Origin of the sequence: Pseudomonas sp. YJ42 (assembly GCF_047225135.1) — a bacterium.
GTDB lineage: Bacteria > Pseudomonadota > Gammaproteobacteria > Pseudomonadales > Pseudomonadaceae > Stutzerimonas > Stutzerimonas stutzeri_E.
Map to the genome: position 1 here is coordinate 425,290 of NZ_CP178378.1, position 18,930 is coordinate 444,219.

The 18,930-nt window shown below is 62.1% G+C and carries 15 protein-coding genes; 6 read left to right on the top strand and 9 right to left on the bottom strand.

The window, feature by feature from the left end; all coding sequences use genetic code 11:
• Positions 1-84: 84 nt before the first annotated feature.
• Genes ACL0K2_RS01850 through glgA form a run of 5 tightly spaced genes read right to left on the bottom strand, consistent with a single transcriptional unit; the run spans position 85 to position 8,683 of the window.
• Entirely contained in the window at positions 85-462 is a 378-nt protein-coding gene (locus tag ACL0K2_RS01850; protein ID WP_239608992.1) for a DUF2934 domain-containing protein, read from the bottom strand.
• The gene (locus tag ACL0K2_RS01855; protein ID WP_413043647.1) at positions 455-3,274 is read right to left on the bottom strand and encodes a malto-oligosyltrehalose synthase; all 2,820 of its coding nucleotides are present in this window, start codon (positions 3,272-3,274) and stop codon (positions 455-457) included. The genes ACL0K2_RS01850 and ACL0K2_RS01855 overlap by 8 nt, the downstream gene beginning before the upstream one ends.
• Positions 3,271-5,349: a 4-alpha-glucanotransferase gene (gene malQ / locus ACL0K2_RS01860; RefSeq protein ID WP_413043648.1), complete on the bottom strand. Its 2,079-nt coding sequence runs from the start codon at positions 5,347-5,349 to the stop codon at positions 3,271-3,273. The genes ACL0K2_RS01855 and malQ overlap by 4 nt, the downstream gene beginning before the upstream one ends.
• On the bottom strand, positions 5,339-7,120 hold the full coding sequence (gene treZ, locus ACL0K2_RS01865; protein ID WP_413043649.1) for a malto-oligosyltrehalose trehalohydrolase: 1,782 nt from the start codon (positions 7,118-7,120) through the stop codon (positions 5,339-5,341). Before treZ ends, malQ begins: the two co-directional genes overlap by 11 nt.
• A 12-nt stretch (positions 7,121-7,132) precedes the next feature.
• Positions 7,133-8,683 carry a glycogen synthase GlgA gene (gene glgA / locus ACL0K2_RS01870; RefSeq protein WP_239609001.1) on the bottom strand — a complete coding sequence of 517 codons (1,551 nt, stop codon included), beginning with the start codon at positions 8,681-8,683 and terminating at the stop codon, positions 7,133-7,135.
• Between the two features lie 297 nt (positions 8,684-8,980).
• Here glgA and ACL0K2_RS01875 point away from each other — a divergent pair, with 297 nt between their 5' ends.
• Positions 8,981-9,481 (top strand): CinA family protein, encoded by a 501-nt coding sequence (locus tag ACL0K2_RS01875; RefSeq protein WP_045162271.1) that lies wholly within the window; start codon positions 8,981-8,983, stop codon positions 9,479-9,481.
• A gap of 91 nt (positions 9,482-9,572) precedes the next feature.
• On the opposite strand, the gene ACL0K2_RS01880 is transcribed toward ACL0K2_RS01875, so the two are convergent.
• Complete coding sequence (locus ACL0K2_RS01880; protein WP_239609069.1) at positions 9,573-10,685, bottom strand: mechanosensitive ion channel family protein; 1,113 nt, start codon at positions 10,683-10,685, stop codon at positions 9,573-9,575.
• Between the two features lie 187 nt (positions 10,686-10,872).
• Between ACL0K2_RS01880 and ACL0K2_RS01885 the strand changes: the two genes are divergently transcribed.
• Positions 10,873-11,403: a ferritin-like domain-containing protein gene (locus tag ACL0K2_RS01885; RefSeq protein WP_045162269.1), complete on the top strand. Its 531-nt coding sequence runs from the start codon at positions 10,873-10,875 to the stop codon at positions 11,401-11,403.
• Between the two features lie 26 nt (positions 11,404-11,429).
• On the opposite strand, the gene ACL0K2_RS01890 is transcribed toward ACL0K2_RS01885, so the two are convergent.
• On the bottom strand, positions 11,430-11,711 hold the full coding sequence (locus ACL0K2_RS01890; RefSeq protein ID WP_413043650.1) for a DUF1652 domain-containing protein: 282 nt from the start codon (positions 11,709-11,711) through the stop codon (positions 11,430-11,432).
• Between the two features lie 267 nt (positions 11,712-11,978).
• Here ACL0K2_RS01890 and ACL0K2_RS01895 point away from each other — a divergent pair, with 267 nt between their 5' ends.
• Positions 11,979-12,299, top strand: a complete 321-nt coding sequence (locus ACL0K2_RS01895) for a hypothetical protein (protein WP_045162267.1) — start codon at positions 11,979-11,981, stop codon at positions 12,297-12,299.
• A gap of 32 nt (positions 12,300-12,331) precedes the next feature.
• On the top strand, positions 12,332-14,887 hold the full coding sequence (gene ligD / locus ACL0K2_RS01900) for a DNA ligase D (RefSeq protein WP_413043651.1): 2,556 nt from the start codon (positions 12,332-12,334) through the stop codon (positions 14,885-14,887).
• A gap of 38 nt (positions 14,888-14,925) precedes the next feature.
• On the opposite strand, the gene ACL0K2_RS01905 is transcribed toward ligD, so the two are convergent.
• Together ACL0K2_RS01905 and wrbA are read right to left on the bottom strand one after the other, a co-directional pair.
• Positions 14,926-16,134: an MFS transporter gene (locus ACL0K2_RS01905; protein ID WP_239609003.1), complete on the bottom strand. Its 1,209-nt coding sequence runs from the start codon at positions 16,132-16,134 to the stop codon at positions 14,926-14,928.
• A complete protein-coding gene (wrbA, locus tag ACL0K2_RS01910) occupies positions 16,131-16,757 on the bottom strand; it encodes an NAD(P)H:quinone oxidoreductase (protein ID WP_045162331.1) in 627 nt (208 codons plus the stop codon). Before wrbA ends, ACL0K2_RS01905 begins: the two co-directional genes overlap by 4 nt.
• Positions 16,758-16,857: 100 nt before the next feature.
• Between wrbA and ACL0K2_RS01915 the strand changes: the two genes are divergently transcribed.
• A complete protein-coding gene (locus ACL0K2_RS01915; protein ID WP_045162264.1) occupies positions 16,858-17,766 on the top strand; it encodes a LysR family transcriptional regulator in 909 nt (302 codons plus the stop codon).
• Between the two features lie 271 nt (positions 17,767-18,037).
• Positions 18,038-18,832 (top strand): DeoR/GlpR family DNA-binding transcription regulator, encoded by a 795-nt coding sequence (locus ACL0K2_RS01920; protein WP_413043652.1) that lies wholly within the window; start codon positions 18,038-18,040, stop codon positions 18,830-18,832.
• Positions 18,833-18,930 lie beyond the last annotated feature (98 nt).

The following is an 18,930-nucleotide window of genomic DNA, read 5'->3' on the forward strand; positions in this document are numbered from 1 at the left end:
AGCTCTTGGTCGGGCGGTTAAGACACTGGAAAGCCGCAGTCACGATTGGCGCTCGACAGCCGGATCGGGATCGCGGCGTAACGTTCAGCTTTCTTTCTTGGCTCGTGGGGCGCGGGTTTTCTTCACGCCTGCAGGGGTGCCTTCGGCGGCTTCTGTACCAGCCTTGGCCTTGGGGCGCGCAGTGCTTTTGGCCGCTGGTTTTGCTGGCTTGACGTCGGTGGCCTGCTTGGCATCTTGCGCGGGCTTGGCGGCCTTGGTGGGTTTTGCAGCAGGCGTCGCATCGGTTGGTTTGGTGGCCGTCTTGCGCGAGCGACTTGCAGGCTTCTCGGTCGACTTGCCATTTTCTGCTTCGACCAATTTCCGAGCCATCTCCCAGTGACGTTCGTCCTGGCCGTGTGGGCGCCCCTCCGATACCCAAATGTCGTAAGCAAATTCGCGGATGCGTTTCTCGTCTTTAGTCATCGTTCTGATTCTCCTGTTGAACTGGGATAGATAGCTGTAAAAGCGCCAAGGGCAGTGGTTGCAAAATCTCTGTTACACGTACACCCGCCTGTTTGGGTGTGACTGTCATTCCGTCAAAAAGTCGCTCCATTGCGTGACCGCTCAGCGCATCGGGTAGTTGCACGACGGTGTCGCCCCAGCGCTCAGCCGGAATCTGCGGCGAAGGGCTGTCGGCGAGCAGGCTGCTGGCGAGCCGTGCGGCGACGACGATCAGCCAGGTGCCTTCCAATTCCCGTGCGAAGGCGATCAGGCGATCGGCGTGCTCACCCTCGACTTTCAACGGCAGGTAACGACCCTCGGTGAACAGCCGAGGCTGCTGACGGCGCAGCTCCAGGGTTCGGGCGATCAACCATTGCTTGAGGCGGGCGTCTTTCCAATTGGTGAGCAGCTCGGCGGGCTGCGCGTGCAGGTCGAACGTGGCGCGGCGCCGATCAAAGTCCACGGGCCGTCGGTTATCCGGGTCGACCAGGCTGAAGTCCCAGTAATCGGCGCCTTGATAGAGGTCAGGGACGCCAGGCGTGGTCATGCGCAGCAAGGTCTGGGTCAGGCTGTTCAGGGCGCCGGCCGGCGCGAGTTCCGTCGCCGCAGCGGCGATCTCGGTGCGCAGGGTCTTGCATTGCTCGTCGAGCAGCAGGGCTCTGATGTACTGCTGGCAGGCACCTTCATATTCGCTGTTGGGATCGGTCCAGGTGCTGCGCAGCTTGGCTTCGCGCACGGCCTTTTCGTGCCACTTGATGATCCGCTCGCCGTACGCCTCGACAGCCTCGCGGTCATTCGCATCCATATCCAGCGGCCAGCTTCCGAGCAGAATCTGGAACAGCAGCATCTCGTCCCCGGCGGAAGGCGCGGGCCCTTCGGCAAGCTCCTGTCGTTGCCCATAGGCAAGTTGTCGCCAATGACGCACCTTGGCGGCAAACCACTCCGCACGCTCGCTGATCACCGTCATCCGGGCGCGGGTGTCTTCGCCGCGCTTGTGATCGTGGGTCGCGGTGGCCAGCAAATTGCGCGGGAAATGCTCGGCGCGGGCCAGACACTCGGCATGAAAAGCGTCCACCGGCGCACTGAAGGTCTGCGGGTCGAAGCCGACATCGTTGCGCGACAGCAAGGCGCCGGAGCGATAGCAGGCAGTGTCTTCCACGGCCTTGGCCGCTGCCGGTGAGGTGAGCTGCTGGAAGCGTGTGCAGGCGTAGCGACGGATTCGTCGGGCCGGACCCGGAGGCAGCGAGCGCAGGCTCTCGCCACCGAGCCAGCGATCGAGCAGATCCAGCAACGGCCAGTCCGCCTCGCCGAGGGTGGTGCGTGCACCCGCCAGCGCCTGCTGGAAGAACGGCTCGTCCGCCTCGCGCCGGCCATGGGCACCGATATAGGTTCGGTACACCGGAAAGTGCACGATCAGCTCCAGCAGCGCCCGGCGAATGGCGCCCAGGGTGATGTCACGGGTCATCACGTCGTAGCGCGCCACCTGTAGCAGGGCCTGCGCCACGGTTTCGAAGTCGCCTGCCAAGGGCCCGGTAAGCACCAGTTGGCGTGCCAGGCGCACTTCTTCCATGAAGTCTTCCGGGCGCTCGGAAATTTCACTCCATAGCGAGCAGAGCACCGATTTTCCTGCCGGATCGTGCTGCAGCAGCGATACCTGGTTCATGAATTCATAGCCGGTGGTGCCGTCCACGCCCCAGTCGTCGTGCAGGCGTTCGCCCCCGGCGAGGATCTTCTCGACATAGATGGGGACACGCGCCTGCGCCGCTTCGGCAGGCCGCGCGGCGTTCAGCCGATCGACCCGGCGGCGCAGCTGCCGGCAATAACCGCGTGGGTTGGCCAGCCCATCGACGTGATCGATGCGCAACCCGTCGACCAGGCCTTCGCTGATCAGCTCGAAGATTTTCGCGTGGGTTTCCTCGAACACCACCGGACGCTCGACACGCAGACCGCCCAGCTCATTGATGTCGAAGAAGCGCCGCCAGTTGATGTCATCGCCGGCGGTACGCCAGCTGGCGAGACGGTAGTTCTGGCGTTCCAGCAGGCCATGAAGGCGCTTGAAACCCTCTTCGGTGGTCGAGTCATAGTGCTTGAGCGCGGCTTCGAGGGTATGCCTGACTGCGTCGTCTTCCAGCAGCCGAGCCAGATCGGCGCGCAGCTGCCGGGCCGTTTGATAGGGCGCCGGCTCGGTCTTCAAGGCATCGAAATGCTGCGCCAGGGCGCGCAACTCGTGGTTGTCGGTAAGCCGCAGCACTTCGCCATAGCTGGGCGGAGTAATGGGGAAGCGATGTTCGTAGTGCTCGGCGTAGAGCGCGCCGGTCTCGGCATCCAGGCGCAGGGGAATCTTGCCCTCCTGCAGCGCTTCGCCGTAATCACTGCCGAGAAACGGAATCAGCAGCTGGCCTTCGAGCAGGGGGTCGGGCGAGTTCCACTGAATGTCGAAGAACTGTGCATACGGACTGCGACGGCCCCATTCGAGCACGTCCAGCCACCAGGGATTACCCGAGCCGCCAACGGCCATATGGTTGGAGACGATATCGAGTATCAGGCCCATGCCCTTGGCGCGCAGCGCGGCGACCAGACGACGCAGAGCCGGTTCGCCGCCGAGCTCCGGGTTGATGCGTGTGGGGTCGATGACATCGTAACCATGCATCGATCCCGGACGGGCGGTGAGCAAGGGCGATGCGTACAGGTGGCTGATGCCCAGGTCGGCGAAGTAGTCGACCAGCGCCGTCGCGTCGTCGAGGGTGAAGTCTCGATGGAACTGCAATCGCAGGGTGGCGCTAAGGTCTCTCATCGATGGTCATTCCCAATGGTCTGCTCGCGGGCCTCTGCCAGGATTTTCAGGCGGCGCGTGCAAGCAGGATCGTCAAGCAGAGTGGCGCTGTCGCCGGGGTAACGGCGTCGCCAGTTGGGGTGGGTATCGGTGGTGCCGGGCATGTTCGGTTGTTCCAGCAGGCACAGCGCATCCTCCACCGGAAACAGCACCAACGGCGCGGGCGTACGCCCGAGGAAGGCCCCACAGGCGTCGGCCAGCACTTCGGCGTCGGCTAGATCGCCCTGAACCTCCGGTGCATATTCGCGCAGCAGACGGAGCAGCCCGGCACGTTCCCGCTCGCGCTCCTCCAGCTGAGCCGGACGTTCGTGTTCCTGGTGCTGGCCAACGCGGATGCGCCAGTCGATGTCGTGGCCTCGCCACCAGCCGTTGATGGTCGGCAGATCATGGGTGGTGGAGGTCGCCAGGGCGCTGCGCGGCCACTCCCCAGGCGCCTTGAAGTTGCCGTGGTGGTCGCGTTCGAAGAACAGCACGCGCATGCCCAGCAGGCCGCGAGCGGCGAGTTTTTCGCGAAGTCCCTCAGGCACTGTGCCGAGGTCTTCGCCCAGAATCACCGCACGGCGCCGCCACGCTTCGAGCGACAGCAGTCGCAGCAGATCATCGACGGGGTAGTTGAGATACGCGCCCTCCATGGGGCCAGCGCCGGCCGGCATCACCCACAATCGCATCAGGCCCATGACGTGGTCGATCCGCATCCCGCCGGCGTGCGCTAGGTTGGCGCGAACCATCTCGATGAACGCCCGGTAGCCATGGGCTTTGAGGCCCCACGGGGAAAAGGCGGAAATACCCCAGCTCTGACCCTGACGGTTGATGATGTCCGGTGGTGCGCCGACGCTCAGTGCCGCCAGCACCTCATCCTGTCGGCTCCAGGCCTGGCTGCCGCCGCCATCGGCGCCCACCGCCAGATCGCTGATCAGGCCAATCTTCATTCCGGCGCTACGCGCGGCGGTCTGGGCGCGTTCCAGGCCACGCGCGATCAGCCACTGGCAGAAGGCGTAGTAACTGACCTCGTCGGCATGCTCCTGGGCGAATTGTTCCACCGCAGGGTTTTGCGGGCTGCGATATTGCTCAGGCCAGTCGCGCCAATGCTGCGGATCGCCTTCAGGGGTAAGCAGGGCCGCGTGCAGCGCTTCGAAACGGCAATGATTTTCCAGTGCTTCGCCACCCGCTTCGCGGAAGCTCTCGAAGTCGGCCTGCTGGGCATTGCCACCGGTGACGAAGTCGTCATAGAGCGTCCGCAACAGGCACTGACGGGTGCTGGACACTGCGCCCCAGTCGATCAGCTCCAATTGTTCCAGCCGTTGCAGCTCCTCGGTCAGCCCGCAGGATTGGATGGCGATTCGCAGCGGTGTGTCGCCGAGTATCGCCTCCGGTGCGCAGTGCAGGATGTTGTAGAACAAGCGGCTCGAAGGCGAATAGGGGCTGTACTGATCGCTATTACCGGTGAACATCGCATGGATAGGACTGATACCGAGGGCATCGGCACCATGGGCGGCTGCATTGCGCACAATGGCTTCAAGGGCCAGGGTATCGCCCAGCCCGCCATCACCCGGGCGGCGTAAGCCGTACAACTGAACCGTAAGACCCCAGGCGTTGGGACCGGCGATATCCTCGACGCTCGGGCAGGCATGCGGTGCGACTGCGAGCGTCAGCTGCTGTCCCCCGATCTCCAAGTGGTGATAGCCCGGTGTATCGATCGCTGCCAGATGTGCCTGATCGTCCAGTGTGCCCTGGTGCTGGTGACCGTCTTCGAGCGTCAGGGCATAGGCTGTGCCCGGCTCGAAATAACGGCCTAGTTGCAGGGGTGCGCCTTGATCCAGGGTCATCAAGGGCGGTACGTGGGAAGTCCCGTTGATGGCATCGAGTTTTTCCAGGCTGGTTTCGATGTCGCTCTCGCTGTCGGCGGCGAGGCCCAGCCCTCCGAGTACCGCACGCAGCACCTCCGGGCTTACCCGTTGGTCGCGACCATCGGCGTCCACCCAGTCGATGGACAGACCCGCTGCCTTGGCCAGACGGTTCAGTCGTTCATCGCTCATTGACAGTCTCCAGATACAGCTTGGCGGAACGCGCTTGCAGCGTGCTTGCATGGGGTTCGGCTGCGCCGGCACGGCTGGCGTGCAGCAGACGGGCGCCGGTATTCGGTGGGTCGACCGCGACGTCGACATCACTGAGGTTCAGCTCCAGACGCAGCTCGCTGCCATCCCCCAGACGCCAGCGGGCAAGGGCAGCGGCGGTTCCGAGCGCCTGTGCGCCGAGGAACTGCGAGCCCTCCAGCCGCGGCACGATTTCGCGATGGCGGATTTCCAGCAACTGGCGATACAACGCCAGCCACTCGGCGTGTTCCGGTTGAACCCGCTTGCTGAAGTCGGGTTTCGACGCTTCGAAGGTCTCCACCGCGTTAGGGTCCGGAATGCGCTCGCGGGTGTGCTCGTCGGCGAACTCGGCGAACTCGGCGAACTCGCCGCGGCGACCTTCGCGCACGGCATCGGCCAGCTCACCGTGGTGGCTGGTGAAGAACAGGAATGGCTCGCGGGCGCCCCATTCTTCACCCATGAACAACAGCGGGATCATCGGCGAGAGCAGCAGAACGGCCGTCGCCGCCTTGAGCGCATCGGGATCGGTGAGGCTGATCAAACGATCGCCGAAGGCGCGATTGCCAGTCTGGTCATGGTTCTGCAGGAACAGCACGAACGACGTCGGCGGCAGATGCCCGCTGGGCTCGCCCCGCGATTCGCCACGGCGGTTCTGGTGGCCTTGGTAAATGAAGCCTTCCCCGAGGAACCGGACCAGCTTGGTGGTCGAATCCTGGTGATAGTCGGCGTAATAGCCCTGACGCTCGTCGGTCAGCAGTGCGTGCAGGACGTTGTGTCCATCGTCGTTCCATTGGGCAGTGAAGCCCTGTGTGAGCAGGCTGGAGCGGTTGTCCTCGTTTTCCAGGACCAGATGCACATGGCGCCCGGGCTCGGTTTCTGCGCGCACTCGCTCGGCCAGTTCGGTGAGAAACGAACGATCCGGGATGGCATGCACGGCATCCATGCGCAAACCATCGAAGCGGTACTCCATCAGCCACATCAGCGCATTGTCGATGAAGAAACTCCGCACCTCCGGGCGACGGAAGTCGATGGCATCACCCCAGGGCGTCTGCTGATCGTGGCGGAAGAAATGCTTGGCGTAACGGTGCAGGTAGTTGCCGTCCGGGCCGAAGTGGTTGTAGACCACATCGATGAAAACCATCAGACCGAGGCCATGGGCGGTGTCGATCAAGTGCTTGAGCTGCTCGGGCGTGCCGTATGACGCCTCCGGCGCGTAGAGCAGAACGCCGTCATAGCCCCAATTGCGCTCGCCGGGGAATTCGGCGAGCGGCATCAACTCGATCGCCGTGACCCCGAGTTCGGCCAACGTCTGGAGTCGCTGTTCGATTTGCGTGTAGCCGCCGTAGGCGCCCACATGCAGCTCGTAGAGAACCGTTTCGTGCCATGGGCGGCCCCGCCAATCGCGGTTGCGCCATTGATAAGCGTCGTGATCGACGACGATGCTCGGATCGTGCACATCGGCTGACTGCGCGCGAGACGCTGGGTCAGGCACGGTCAGTTCATCGTCGATCAGAAAGCCGTAATGCGTACCGGGTCCAGCCTCTGCCTCGGTGCTATACCAACCGTTTTCGCCTTCCTGCATGAGCAGCGTATCGCCGCCGACGATCACCAGGCTGACGCTTTGCGCGTCGGGTGCCCAGAGCCTGAACCGGGTACGAGACGCATCGAGTAGTACCGGTCCGTGTTGCCCGTTGCGGGCAGGCCTGTTCTGCATTGATCACCCTCGTTAAAAAATGGCACGGGCCTCGCGCCGTCCGCCCAGCAACCGCTGGTACAGCCGGTCGTAGGGTTCGATCGCGTGGCGCCAGAAAAAACCACTGCCCATCGCGCGGCAGCGCATTGCATTAAGAAGTTGCGGTCGCTGATGCACCGCTAATGCCCGTTCCACGGCGTGGCGGTAACTCTGCGTGGTGGCCTCGTTGAACAGAAAGCCGGTCACGCCGTCGTCAATGCTGTCGGCCAGCCCACCTGTGCGGTGGGCGATGGGCAACGAGGCGAAGCGCTGGGCGTACATCTGGCTCAGGCCGCAAGGCTCGTAGCGCGAGGGCATGAGCAGGAAGTCGCTGCCGGCGAACAGCCGACGGGCATCGGTCTCGTTGAAGCCAATATGCGCGCCGACACGGCCGGGGAAGCGCTCGGCCAAGCGTCTGACTTCGTCTTCGATATGCGGGTCGCCACGGCCCAGGATGGCCAACTGGCCGCCGTGCTGAACGATCGTCTCGGCCACTTCGATGGTCAGGTCGATGCCCTTTTGGTGCACCAACCGCGACACCACCGAAAAAAGTGGACCGTCGCTTTCGTCCAACCCGAACAGCTCACGGACATGCGCCGCGTTGATTTTTTTACCAGACCAGTCATCGGGACCGAACGGGCTGACCAGGTGTGAGCAGCTTTGTGGCTCCCAACTTTCGTCAATACCATTGAGCAGGCCGCTGAGCAGGCCCTGGCGAGCTTTCATGCTGAGGAAGCCTTCCATGCCGCAGCCGAATTCCGGCGTGGTGATCTCCTGAGCGTAGGTAGCGCTGACGGTCGTCACATGATTGGCGTAGGCGATACCGGCCTTGAGCAGCGACAGCGCACCGTAGAATTCCATCCGCTCAGGTCCGCAGGCTTCGAGCGGAATACCCAGCGCCCGGCGCAGGCTCATGTCGATGTTGCCCTGGTAGGCCAGGTTGTGAATGGTGAAGATGCTGGGTGTGTGCAGCCCTCGCCAATGCATGTACGCCGGGGTCAGCCCGGTCGGCCAGTCGTGGGCATGGACCAGATCGGGGGTCCAGCGGATGCAGGCCGTGCCTGCGGCGATATCCGCGGCGGCCATGCACAGGCGGGCGAAACGCACCGGGTTGTCCGGCCAGTCGTGACCGTGCTCATCGCTGTAGGGCAGACCATCGCGCTCGTAGAGCTCAGGGCAGATCAACACGTAGATGATCAGACCGTCGGGCATATCGAGGCGGCCGATCCGGCAAGAAGGTAGATCGCCGTGCGAGAGCACACTGCCGACGATGCGGATTGGTTCGGGGCACTGCATGACTTGGGTATAGCCTGGGATCAACACCCGGACATCGTGCCGATCTCCCAATGCGCGGGGCAGGGCAGCGGACACGTCTGCAAGTCCACCCGTCTTGACCAGATCGGTCAGTTCCGAGGTGACGAAGAGGATCTTCTTTTTGTCGTCTTGCGTGCTGCGAAGCTGCAGCACTGGACGCTCGATGGGCGTCTCCAGACGTTGGATTGTGTTGAGGTGGACAGGCCGGGCATTCACTGCAGCAATACTCATAAGAATCTTCCCCAAGTGACCGGCATCTGCGCCAAGGTGGTCACGAGCACGTTTGTTTCCACACAGCGCCCGCTGGGGAGCTGCAAACCATGAGCACGGCAAGAGTGATTTTTCTTGTTAGGGCCGCTTGTTTCGCGGCATAGGGCTCGCACGGCCCTACCTTGAAAAAGACCGGACCGCTATGAATTAGTTCTCAAGTTTTGATGCAAACAGCCTAGGGGAACTTTGCGAAGGCACCTCGGTTCCGAAAATTGACCGAACTTGGGTGTATTACCGTTGCCAGTCGGAGGCAAGACCATGCGAGACCTTGCTGAAATCGTGCAATTTTTAAGCGACAAACACATTAAATTGACCACTGCCGAATCCTGTACGTGTGGCCTGATGGCCTCGTTGTTAGGCGACATTCCCGGCTGCGGTCAGGTGCTCGATAGCGGTTTCGTCGTGTACTCGCCGAAAGCGAAGAACCGGCTGCTTCATGTCAGTTTTGAAACCATCGAGACCTTTGGCCTGACCAGCGAAGAAGTCGCCACCGAGATGGCGGTCGGCGCACTGAATGCCAGCGTCGCCGACATTGCCATCGCCAACACCGGAGTCGCCGACGATGGTGAGGAGGATCCCGGCGGCACCCAGTGCTACGCCTTTGCGCTGATGCAAGGCGAACGCCAAGTCAGCATCAGCGAGACGGTTCAGTTCGAAGGTGATCGGGTGGAGATCCGCAAGCAGGCTGCGCATTACGGGCTAGAGCAGTTACCGAGCAAGTACGAGCAACTGCTGCGCAAGTTGCGCGAGCACGAATGAGCCGACGCAGCCATCCGTTACGCACCGAGAGGCGACAGTCCGCTGCGCGACGCCCCGTATAGCAGCACGACTCAGCTACGACACAGCACCATCAAACCGGAGGTTGACGCTCCGGTTCCACGCGTTCCGGCACCGAATGATCGACGCTCGGCTTCTGCCCGACGCTCAGATCGGCACGCAACTGCGGCAGGCACTGAGGGTATTTGCGCTGGACGAAGCCAATGAGGCTCTCACGCAGGTGGCAGCGCAGATCCCAGTTACGGGATGAGTCCGATGAGCTGACCAGCACCCGCAGCTGGATGGATTTCTCACTGGTATCGGTCACCTGCAATACGATGACGCGCCCATCCCAAAGCTCAGGAACCTCCTGACAGAGTCGCCGCAGTTCTTCGCGCAACGGCTCGAGTGGCAGCGAGTAATCGACCCAGAAAAATACCGAGCCGATGATGCTGGAGTTGCGGCGCGTCCAGTTCTGGAATGGCTTTTCGATGAAGTACTGCAGCGGTACCACCAGCCGGCGATCGTCCCAGATCCGCACGACAACGTAGGTGCCGGTGATTTCCTCGATACGGCCCCATTCGTTCTCGACGATCACCACGTCGTCCAGCCGAATCGGCTGGGTGACCGCGATCTGGATGCCGGCGATCAAGTTCGCGAGCACCGGACGCGCGGCGAAACCGACGGCCAGCCCGGCCAGTCCGGCGGAGGCCAGCAAACTGGCACCGAACTGGCGTGCGGCGGGAAAGGTCATCAGCATGCCAGCGGCACCGACCAACAGAATGAAGAAGCCCAGGGTGCGCAGCAGCACCCTCGATTGTGTCTGAATCTGCCGGGCGCGGAGGTTGTCGATCACATCCACAGGGTTTTTCAAGCGCACGGCATGCTCGACACCGCGCAGCAGGCGCAAGGCCAGCCAGGTGAAGCAGGCGATGATCAACAAAGTGGTGATGCGTCTGGCGGCGTCCATCAATGCAGGCTCATCGCTGCCCGCCGCAAGCACGGCCTGCAGGCCAAGCAGCGGCAGTAGCACCCGAACGGGTTTTTCCAGCTGCTCGGAGACGGCTTTGGTAAACAGAAAACTGCGGCCCAATCGCAGCATCACGGCGGTGAGTACACGACTGAACACGCTCAGCAGTACCACAACGGAGGCCGCTGCCAGCAGCGTGCGCAGCGCGGGCTCGGTTATGTAGGCTTCCCATCGCAGGGGGATGTTGAGAATTTCGATAAAGCCAGCTCCGCTTCGTGGGTGCATCAAATGACTGATGTCGCCCTTGCAAAGTTCATGGTTAACGTGCAGCCAGTCGGAAGCTTGGAACTCCCTTGAAAGGCTCTTTTCACACTAGATAAGAGGTGCAAAACCTCATCGCTATCCGAACCAGTGGGAGACAGCCATGCAAAGTGCACAAACCGGGAACGATGTCCGCGTCGAACGTTTGATCGAGTGGTTGCGTGACGCTCACGCGATGGAGGCCCAGGCCGAATCAATGCTCACCAAGCAGGCGAGCCGCATCGAGCACTACCCCGAATTGAAGGCGCGTATCGAGCAGCACATCACCGAGACTCAGAATCAGGCCAAGTTGATCGAATCCTGTCTTCAGCGGTACGACAAATCCTACTCGGGCTTAAAGGATCTGGGCGGCAAGATGATGGCGATGGGGCAGGCCATGGGCGGCATGATGGTCAACGACGAAATCGTCAAAGGGGCCCAGATGGGCTACGTTTTCGAGAACCTCGAAATTGCTTCTTACGAAATTCTGATCGCAGCTGCCAAGGCGGTCGGTGACACCCAGACTGCGGAAATCTGCACCCGCATCCTGGCCGAGGAGGTCGCCATGGCCGAATGGATGCGCAGCCACCTGGCGGAACTCACTCAGGCCTATCTGACCCGCGCACAAGCGCCGAACACCGAGGCCAAACGCTGATAGCAAGGATGTTTGCCGAGCGGTAACTACCGCTCGGCGACTTTCGCGGGAAGTGACGAGGTCATTAGCCCGCCCCGCGTCGCGTAAAGTTCAAAGCGCAGTTCTTGGGCGAGACGCACCAGATTGGCCGCGTCGCGGCACTGATCGTCTGTGATGCCGAATACGGTCAGCTCCTCACCGTCCAGATGCTCCTCGTAGAGCCGAACGGTGACTCGGCTGTCCTGCTGCGCATGGCAGTCGCAGCGGAAGGGATGAAGGTAGTTGCGAAGGACGTTTTCGATCGTCAACAGAGGTAGACGTGAAGCCATGACCCTTCCTCCCATTACATGTCCACGTTCATATTTCGCGAGATTGCTCGCAGTCAGCCTTCGCAGCTGTGCGCCGACTTTTCTCAACGCTAGCAGGCCCTACACCGTTGTAAATACCCTTTTGCCACCGCTCGGCAGAAGACCGGTTCGTGAAGTAAGCCCCGCCGTTGGGCTTGTAGACCGACGTCGCTACGCGCTCCGGCGAAAAAGGCGGCTTCATGGGCCGCGCCGATTCGAGCGCGAGCATTTCACACAGAGGAACCTTTCATGAACTTGATAAAAATATTGTTGTTGGCGAGCGCCATGGCTTCATTACCCGCGTTCGCTCAATGGCCCGCCGGCACGCCCGAAGAGGAGAAGGGCGCCCGGCCCAGCCCTATGGGCAACCCGACTCCGCAGGAGACGCTTGAGACGCACAAGGACAGCAAGGGCCGCACGGTGACTGAGGATGGGGACGTCGTCAGTACACCGCCCAAAACCGAAGGCGAATCGGATCCAGACGTGAAGGACTCTTCGGTGAGCCCCGGCCGCCATTCCAGCCACGGCGGGCCGACCGATCCTGCGTCAGATCCGGGCTCGCTTGAATAGCCGCTCGCTTGCGCAAATCACGGAGCTGCGCCATGGCCCTCGACGAATACAATCGAAAGCGAGACTTTGCCGCGACACCCGAACCCGATGGTGAGTCGAAGGCGAAGGGGCGGAGCGGCGCCCGCCACGCACTGCAGTACTGCATCCAGAAGCACGACGCGACCCGATTGCATTACGACTTCCGGCTCGAACTCGACGGCACGCTGAAAAGTTGGGCGGTACCCAAAGGCCCGTCGCTTGATCCTAAATCGCGCCGACTGGCCGTTCATGTCGAAGATCATCCGCTCGATTACGCCACCTTCGAAGGCACCATTCCGGCAGGCCACTACGGTGCCGGTGATGTAATCGTGTGGGATCGCGGTGTCTGGATTCCGCAGGGCGACCCACAGGAGGGTTACCGCAAGGGCAAGCTGAAATTCACCCTGGAAGGGGAAAAACTCAGCGGCAGCTGGAACTTGGTGCGCACCCGCATGGACGGCGGCAAGGAACAGTGGTTTCTGATCAAGTCGAACGATGAGGCGGCACGGCCCGAGCAGGAGTACGACATCGTCAGGGAACAGCCCGACAGCGTGCTCAGCGATCGCACGCTGATTCCGCGCAAACGCGGCAAGGCGAAACTCGAAACCGATGCCAAGCCGATCAAAACGCCCGCCGCACGCAAGAGCAAATCCAGAAAAGCCAGCTTGTCTGGCGCCAGACCCGCGTCCTTGCCCGACAGCATCAAACCGCAGCTGGCCACGTTGGTCGATTCGGTGCCCGATGGCGATTGGCGTTACGAGATCAAGTTCGACGGTTATCGGATCATGGCTCGGATCGAATCCGGCAGGGTGCAGCTATTTACCCGCAACGGTCACGACTGGACGTCCAAGATGCCACAGCAAGCCGAAGCGCTGGCGGCGCTCGGATTGGAATCGGCCTGGCTGGACGGCGAAGTGGTGGTGCCCAACGAGGACGGAACGCCAGATTTCCAGGCGCTGCAGAACGCCTTCGAGGTCGGGCGCAGCGGCACCATCGTCTACTACCTGTTCGACCTACCGTACCTGAATGGCATGGATCTTCGCGAAGTCCCGCTGGAGCAGCGCCGGGCGGCGCTGGAACAGGTGCTTGAGAAGAATGACAACGAACTGCTGCGATTTTCCGGCGATTTCACCGAGGAGCCGGAGAGTGTGCTGGAGAGCGCCTGCCAAATGAAGCTGGAGGGGCTGATCGGCAAACGCGCCGGCAGTACGTACGTCTCCAAGCGCAGCAACAGCTGGGTGAAGGTCAAATGCAAGAACCGTCAGGAGTTCATCATCGTCGGCTTCACCGATCCCAAAGGCGCGCGCAGCGGCTTCGGGGCCTTGCTGCTCGGGCTGCATAACGACGAAGGCGAACTGCACTATGCGGGCAAGGTGGGCACTGGCTTCAATCAGGTCACGCTGAAGAGCCTGCACGCCAAACTCAAACCGCTGGAAATCGACAAGAGCCCACTGGCCAAGGCACCACCTCCTGCGGATGTGCGGGGCGCGCACTGGCTGAAGCCAGAGCTGATGTGTGAAGTCGCCTACGCGGAAATGACCCGCCAGGGTGTGATTCGCCATTCGGTATTTCACGGGTTGCGTTCCGACAAGCCCGCTGAAGCCATTACCCAGGAGCGCCCGGCGAAGGCGGAGAAGGCTGCGACATCGCACAAGCCCAGGGGCGGCACGGCAAAGAATACCGCCGGTACGATCAAGATCTCTAATCCAGAGCGCGTCATCGACAAATCCATCGGCGCGACCAAGATGGAACTGGCGCGCTTCTATGCCGAGGTGGCGCCCTGGGCGCTACCGCATCTGCGCCACCGACCGCTGGCACTGGTGCGGGCACCGGAAGGCATCGATGGCGAACTGTTCTTCCAGAAACACACCGAGAAGCTGAGCATCCCGCACATCACTCAGCTGGATACTGCGCTGTTTCCCGACCACGCCGCGCTGATGACCATCGACACGCCCGAGGCGCTGGTCAGCGCCGCGCAGATGGGCACCATCGAGCTGCACACCTGGAACGCGGTGGCGCCGGTGCTCGATCATCCCGATCGCTTCGTCCTCGATCTCGACCCCGATCCGGCGCTGCCGTGGAAGCGCATGATCGAAGCCACGCAGCTGACCCAGACGCTACTCGATGAGATCGGTCTGCAATCCTTCCTCAAGACCAGCGGCGGCAAAGGATTGCATATTCTGGTGCCGCTCGAACCGGTCCACGGCTGGGGCGAGGTCAAGGCGTTCAGCCAAGCCATCGCACAGTACATGGCCAAGTTGTTGCCGCAGCATTTCTCGGCGGTCAGCGGGCCGAAGAATCGCGTGGGGCGGATCTTCATCGACTACCTGCGCAACAGCAAGGGCGCCAGCACGGTCGCAGCTTACTCGGTACGCGCCCGGGAAGGCCTGGGTGTGTCGGTGCCGATTCATCGCGACGAGCTGGCCGAACTCAAGGGCGCCAATCTCTGGACCATTCGCAACCTTATTCCGCGGCTGGAAGAGCAGGGCGATGACGACCCCTGGATCGGTATCGACGAGACGGGACAACGGATTACGGCGGACATGCGCGAGCGCCTGGGAATGAAATAACACCGGGCGACCGCGGATCGGTCATCGTTGCCACCGGTTCAGCGCGCCGTAACAGCGTCGCGTTTCGCCGCGGCGAAGACGGGACGTAGACGCAGCGCGACTAGATTGATCGCGATTGCTGCAATCAGCACCACCGCACCGGCTGCGCTCCAGCCGAACGCTGCCGTTGCGCTGCCCACCGCAACCGGACCAATCAGTTGCCCGAGATTGCTTCCCTGCATGATCAGACCGACCGCAATCGGTACCAGCGCGGCCTGAGCTGCAAGCAGCGGTGCGCAGGCCAACAAGGTGGCAGGAATCAGCCCTCCAACTGCGGAAAAGAGCAGGCACAACAGCAGCGTCGGCAGGGCCGGAAGGAACCCCAGAAAAATGCAGATCCCCGACGCCCCCATGATGCCGCCTGCAACGGCTATGAGCGATGCGCGATCGGCTCCGCGCGCCATCAAAAAACCGGCGGCGAGGTTGCCACTGACGTTGATGGCGCTCGCCAGCGCGGCCAACAGACCGGCGTTTCGATAGGACACCTCCATACGCTCCATCAACAGGACCGGAAGAAAGCTGAACAGGGCGAAAAACATCAGGCTGTACAGCGCGAAACCGATCGCCAGTGACAGGATGCCTTTGGCGCAAAGCAGCCGGCGGATGCCTTCGATCATGCGCCCCGGTGCAAAGTCGCCTGGCGAGCCGCCTCGCGGCGCACAGAGCGCCACCATTACTGCCGCCGCAGCGGCGAGACCCGAACTCGACCACCAGAATGATTGCCAGGTCTGGAACAGCGGCCCGGCTAGCATCGCGAGGGCGATCCCGCATGGCATGAAACAGCTCCATAGTGAAAACGCCATGTCACGCTGCGCGCCGGTCGTGACGCGCTGCAGCAGCGCCGGACCGGCGACGATGGTCAGCAGAAAACCGAACCCTTCCACCAGCCTCGAGCCCAGCAGAATCGGATACGAGCCGGCCATGGCACCCGCTGCGCCTGCGAACGTCATCGTTCCCAGACCGATAAGCAGTGTGCGTCGGTCACCAACAGCCGCCACCAGTGCACCCGCCGGCGCACCGCCAATGAGCCCGAGCACTGCGAATATCCCGGTAAGCCAGCCGACCTCGGCAAGGCTGAGATTCAAGTCAGCCTGAAGCGCGGGCGTCGCGATGGCGGCTTTGCCCACATACAAGGCCGCCACCACGCCACAGCCCAACACTAACCAGACGAGCGAGGAGGGCCGCGTACTCGCCGCGGTGGCATTCATTGGGGTATTCCGACAGGCGATGCGGCCAGCGCCTCGGCGACTCGAGCGACATGCCAGCCCTGGAAACGGGCCCCTTGCAACTCGTTGTCGCTCGGCTGCCGATCGCCGCCGTTACCATCGTCAGCCAGCGTCGAAGCGCCGTACGGGGTGCCGCCGGTGATCGCGTCCATTCGCAATTGGCCTTTGAAGCTATAGGGCAGACCCACGATGATCATGCCCAGATGGAGCAGAACAGTGTGCGTCGCCAGTAGCGTGCTCTCCTGGCCGCCGTGCTGGCTGCCGGTCGAGGTGAACACGCTACCGACCTTGCCGACCAGCCGGTCCTCGAACCACAAGCTGCCGCACTGGTCGAGAAAATTTTTCATCTGAGAAGCCATGTTGCCGAAACGCGTCGGCGTCCCGATAACGATCGCGTCGTATTCGGGCAGTTCCGCCACGCTAGCCACATCGGCTGGTTGATCGAGCTTGTATCCCGCTTTTTCGGCCACAGCCCCAGGGACGAGCTCGGGTACGCGTTTCACCACCGCCTGCGCGCCAGCCTGGCGCGCGCCCTCGGCGACTGATTGCGCAAGGGTTTCGATGTGGCCGTAGGAGGAATAGTAGAGAACCAGTACTTTCGCCATGATCGTCGCCTCGTTCAGGTTGGAATGAGGCAAGCCTATCCATTTAAAACGCTCCGCAAGAGTGATAAAAAACCGAACAACCCGATCGATGGATAAGATCATGTTGGATGGAATGACCCTTGATCAGATCAGAACCTTCGTCACGGTGGTCGATAGCGGCAGCTTCCGGTCTGGCGCGACTCGACTGCTGCGGGTGCAATCGGCGGTCAGCCATGCCATTGCCAACCTCGAGTCCGAGTTGGGCGTGCAACTGTTCGACCGCACCGGCTATCGTCCGGCGCTGACCCCGCAGGGGCAGGCACTGCTGGCCAACGCGCGGGACTTGCTGCTCAGAGCGGATGCCATGCGTGCCCGTGCTCGCGCGCTCGCTGGAGGGGTCGAGCTGGAACTGGCGATTGTCGTGGATACGCTTTACCCGATCGCCGCGGTGGCGCAGGCAATGCGCAGGGTACGAGCCGAGTACCCGTCGACTACCTTTCGCTTGGAATCTCAGCCTCTGGGTGGCCCCCTGGCTGCCCTGGAAGACAAGCGCTGCACGCTAGCGATCATCGTCGGCGAAGATTTTCGAAACCCAAGAATCCAGCTCGAAGCGATCGGCGCGGTTCAGCAGATTGCCGTTGTGCAGGCGGACCATCCGCTGGCCCGGTTAACCGAACAAACTCCGCTAGGATTGCCGGAACTCGCTGATCATCTCCAGATCGTGCTGACGGATCCCAGCCCGCTGTCCGAAGGGCGAACCTTTGGCGTGCTTTCGCCACATACCTGTCGGGTGAACACCCAGGAAGCGAAGCTGGTACTCATCCAAACAGGCCTCGGCTGGGGCAGGCTGCCGGCATGGCTGGTGCAGGAGGACCTGAACGCGGGGCGACTGGTCCGTCTTGGTATCGCGAATCTCGGCCGAAACGGCGAGGTGAACCATGAGGCCTATCTAGCGCATCGTCTGGACGAGCCTGTCGGTCCGGTAGCCCAAACCCTGCGTCGATTCCTGACAAGCCGCGAACAAGGGTGATGTTTCGGCGTGCTGCCGGTGCTGTTGCTCAGTCTGGCGCTGAGCACCTGGCAGCGCGAGCCGGCCATAACAACGCGCTGGGCATGGTCGCCGCCGCGGCCTGTATGGGTGGGCCGCGTTCGGCCAAATACCGGCCTTATTCACCGCTCCTGGGCAACCATCCGAGCTGCGTCTGATACAAGTGCCTCCCTGTAAGGTGATTTGTGCGTGCGTCTTGAGCCGCAACCTCTGACGCCCTAGGATGCGCTTACGTCAATAACCGGGCAAAAACATGCACGCTCCAGAACAAGACGGCAAACTGCCAATGCTTCGTCGCCAGAAGATCCTGCTCATGCTTGAGCGCGAGGGCAAGGTGATGGCTTCCGATCTCAGCCAGCACTTCAAGGTGTCAGAAGATACGATTCGCCGTGACCTCAACGAATTGGGCCGCGCCGGCCTTTTGCAACGTGTTCATGGTGGAGGCCTGCCGCGCTCAAGCGACTCGGGCAAGGATTACCTCACGCGCGCCCAACAACCCAGCGATATCAAGCGAGACCTGGCGCGCCAAGCGGTGCGGCATGTACAAGAAGGGCAAGTGGTCATATTCGACTCGGGCACCACGACGCTGAATATTGCCCGCACCTTGCCAATCGACATCAAGATTACCGCGGTCACCAATTCGCCCGAGGTCGCGATTGCCCTTGGCCGCTATGAGGGGGTGCGAGTGCTGATGATCGGAGGAGAGCTGACCCCGGACGCTATGGCCGTTACCGGTCATCAAGCGGTTGAAATGCTTCAGGGGATTCAGGCCGACCTCTGTTTCCTGGGTATCTGCGCGCTGCATGCGCAAGCCGGCATTACTGTGTCCAGCTTCGCCGAAGTCGCAACCAAACGGGCGATGATCCAACGCTCCGGTTATGTCGTCGCGGCGGTTACGGCCGATAAGCTGGGCGCCGTCGAAGCCTTTTCGGTAGCCCCAGCGAAAGGCATTCATCAATTGATCACCGAGTCCGATGTGCCTGACGGTGTGCTGGACGGGTTTCGCGCGCAAGGCATGGCGGTGGAGCCTGCCGAGCTTGCCTATTAGTGGGAAGTTCCGGTGCCCAGTCGCCACTCGCTCGCCGTAACAGGTCCGAGGGCGCTTTGGCGGCGGAGCGTTCAAGACCCTATCGTCTCCGCATCGAA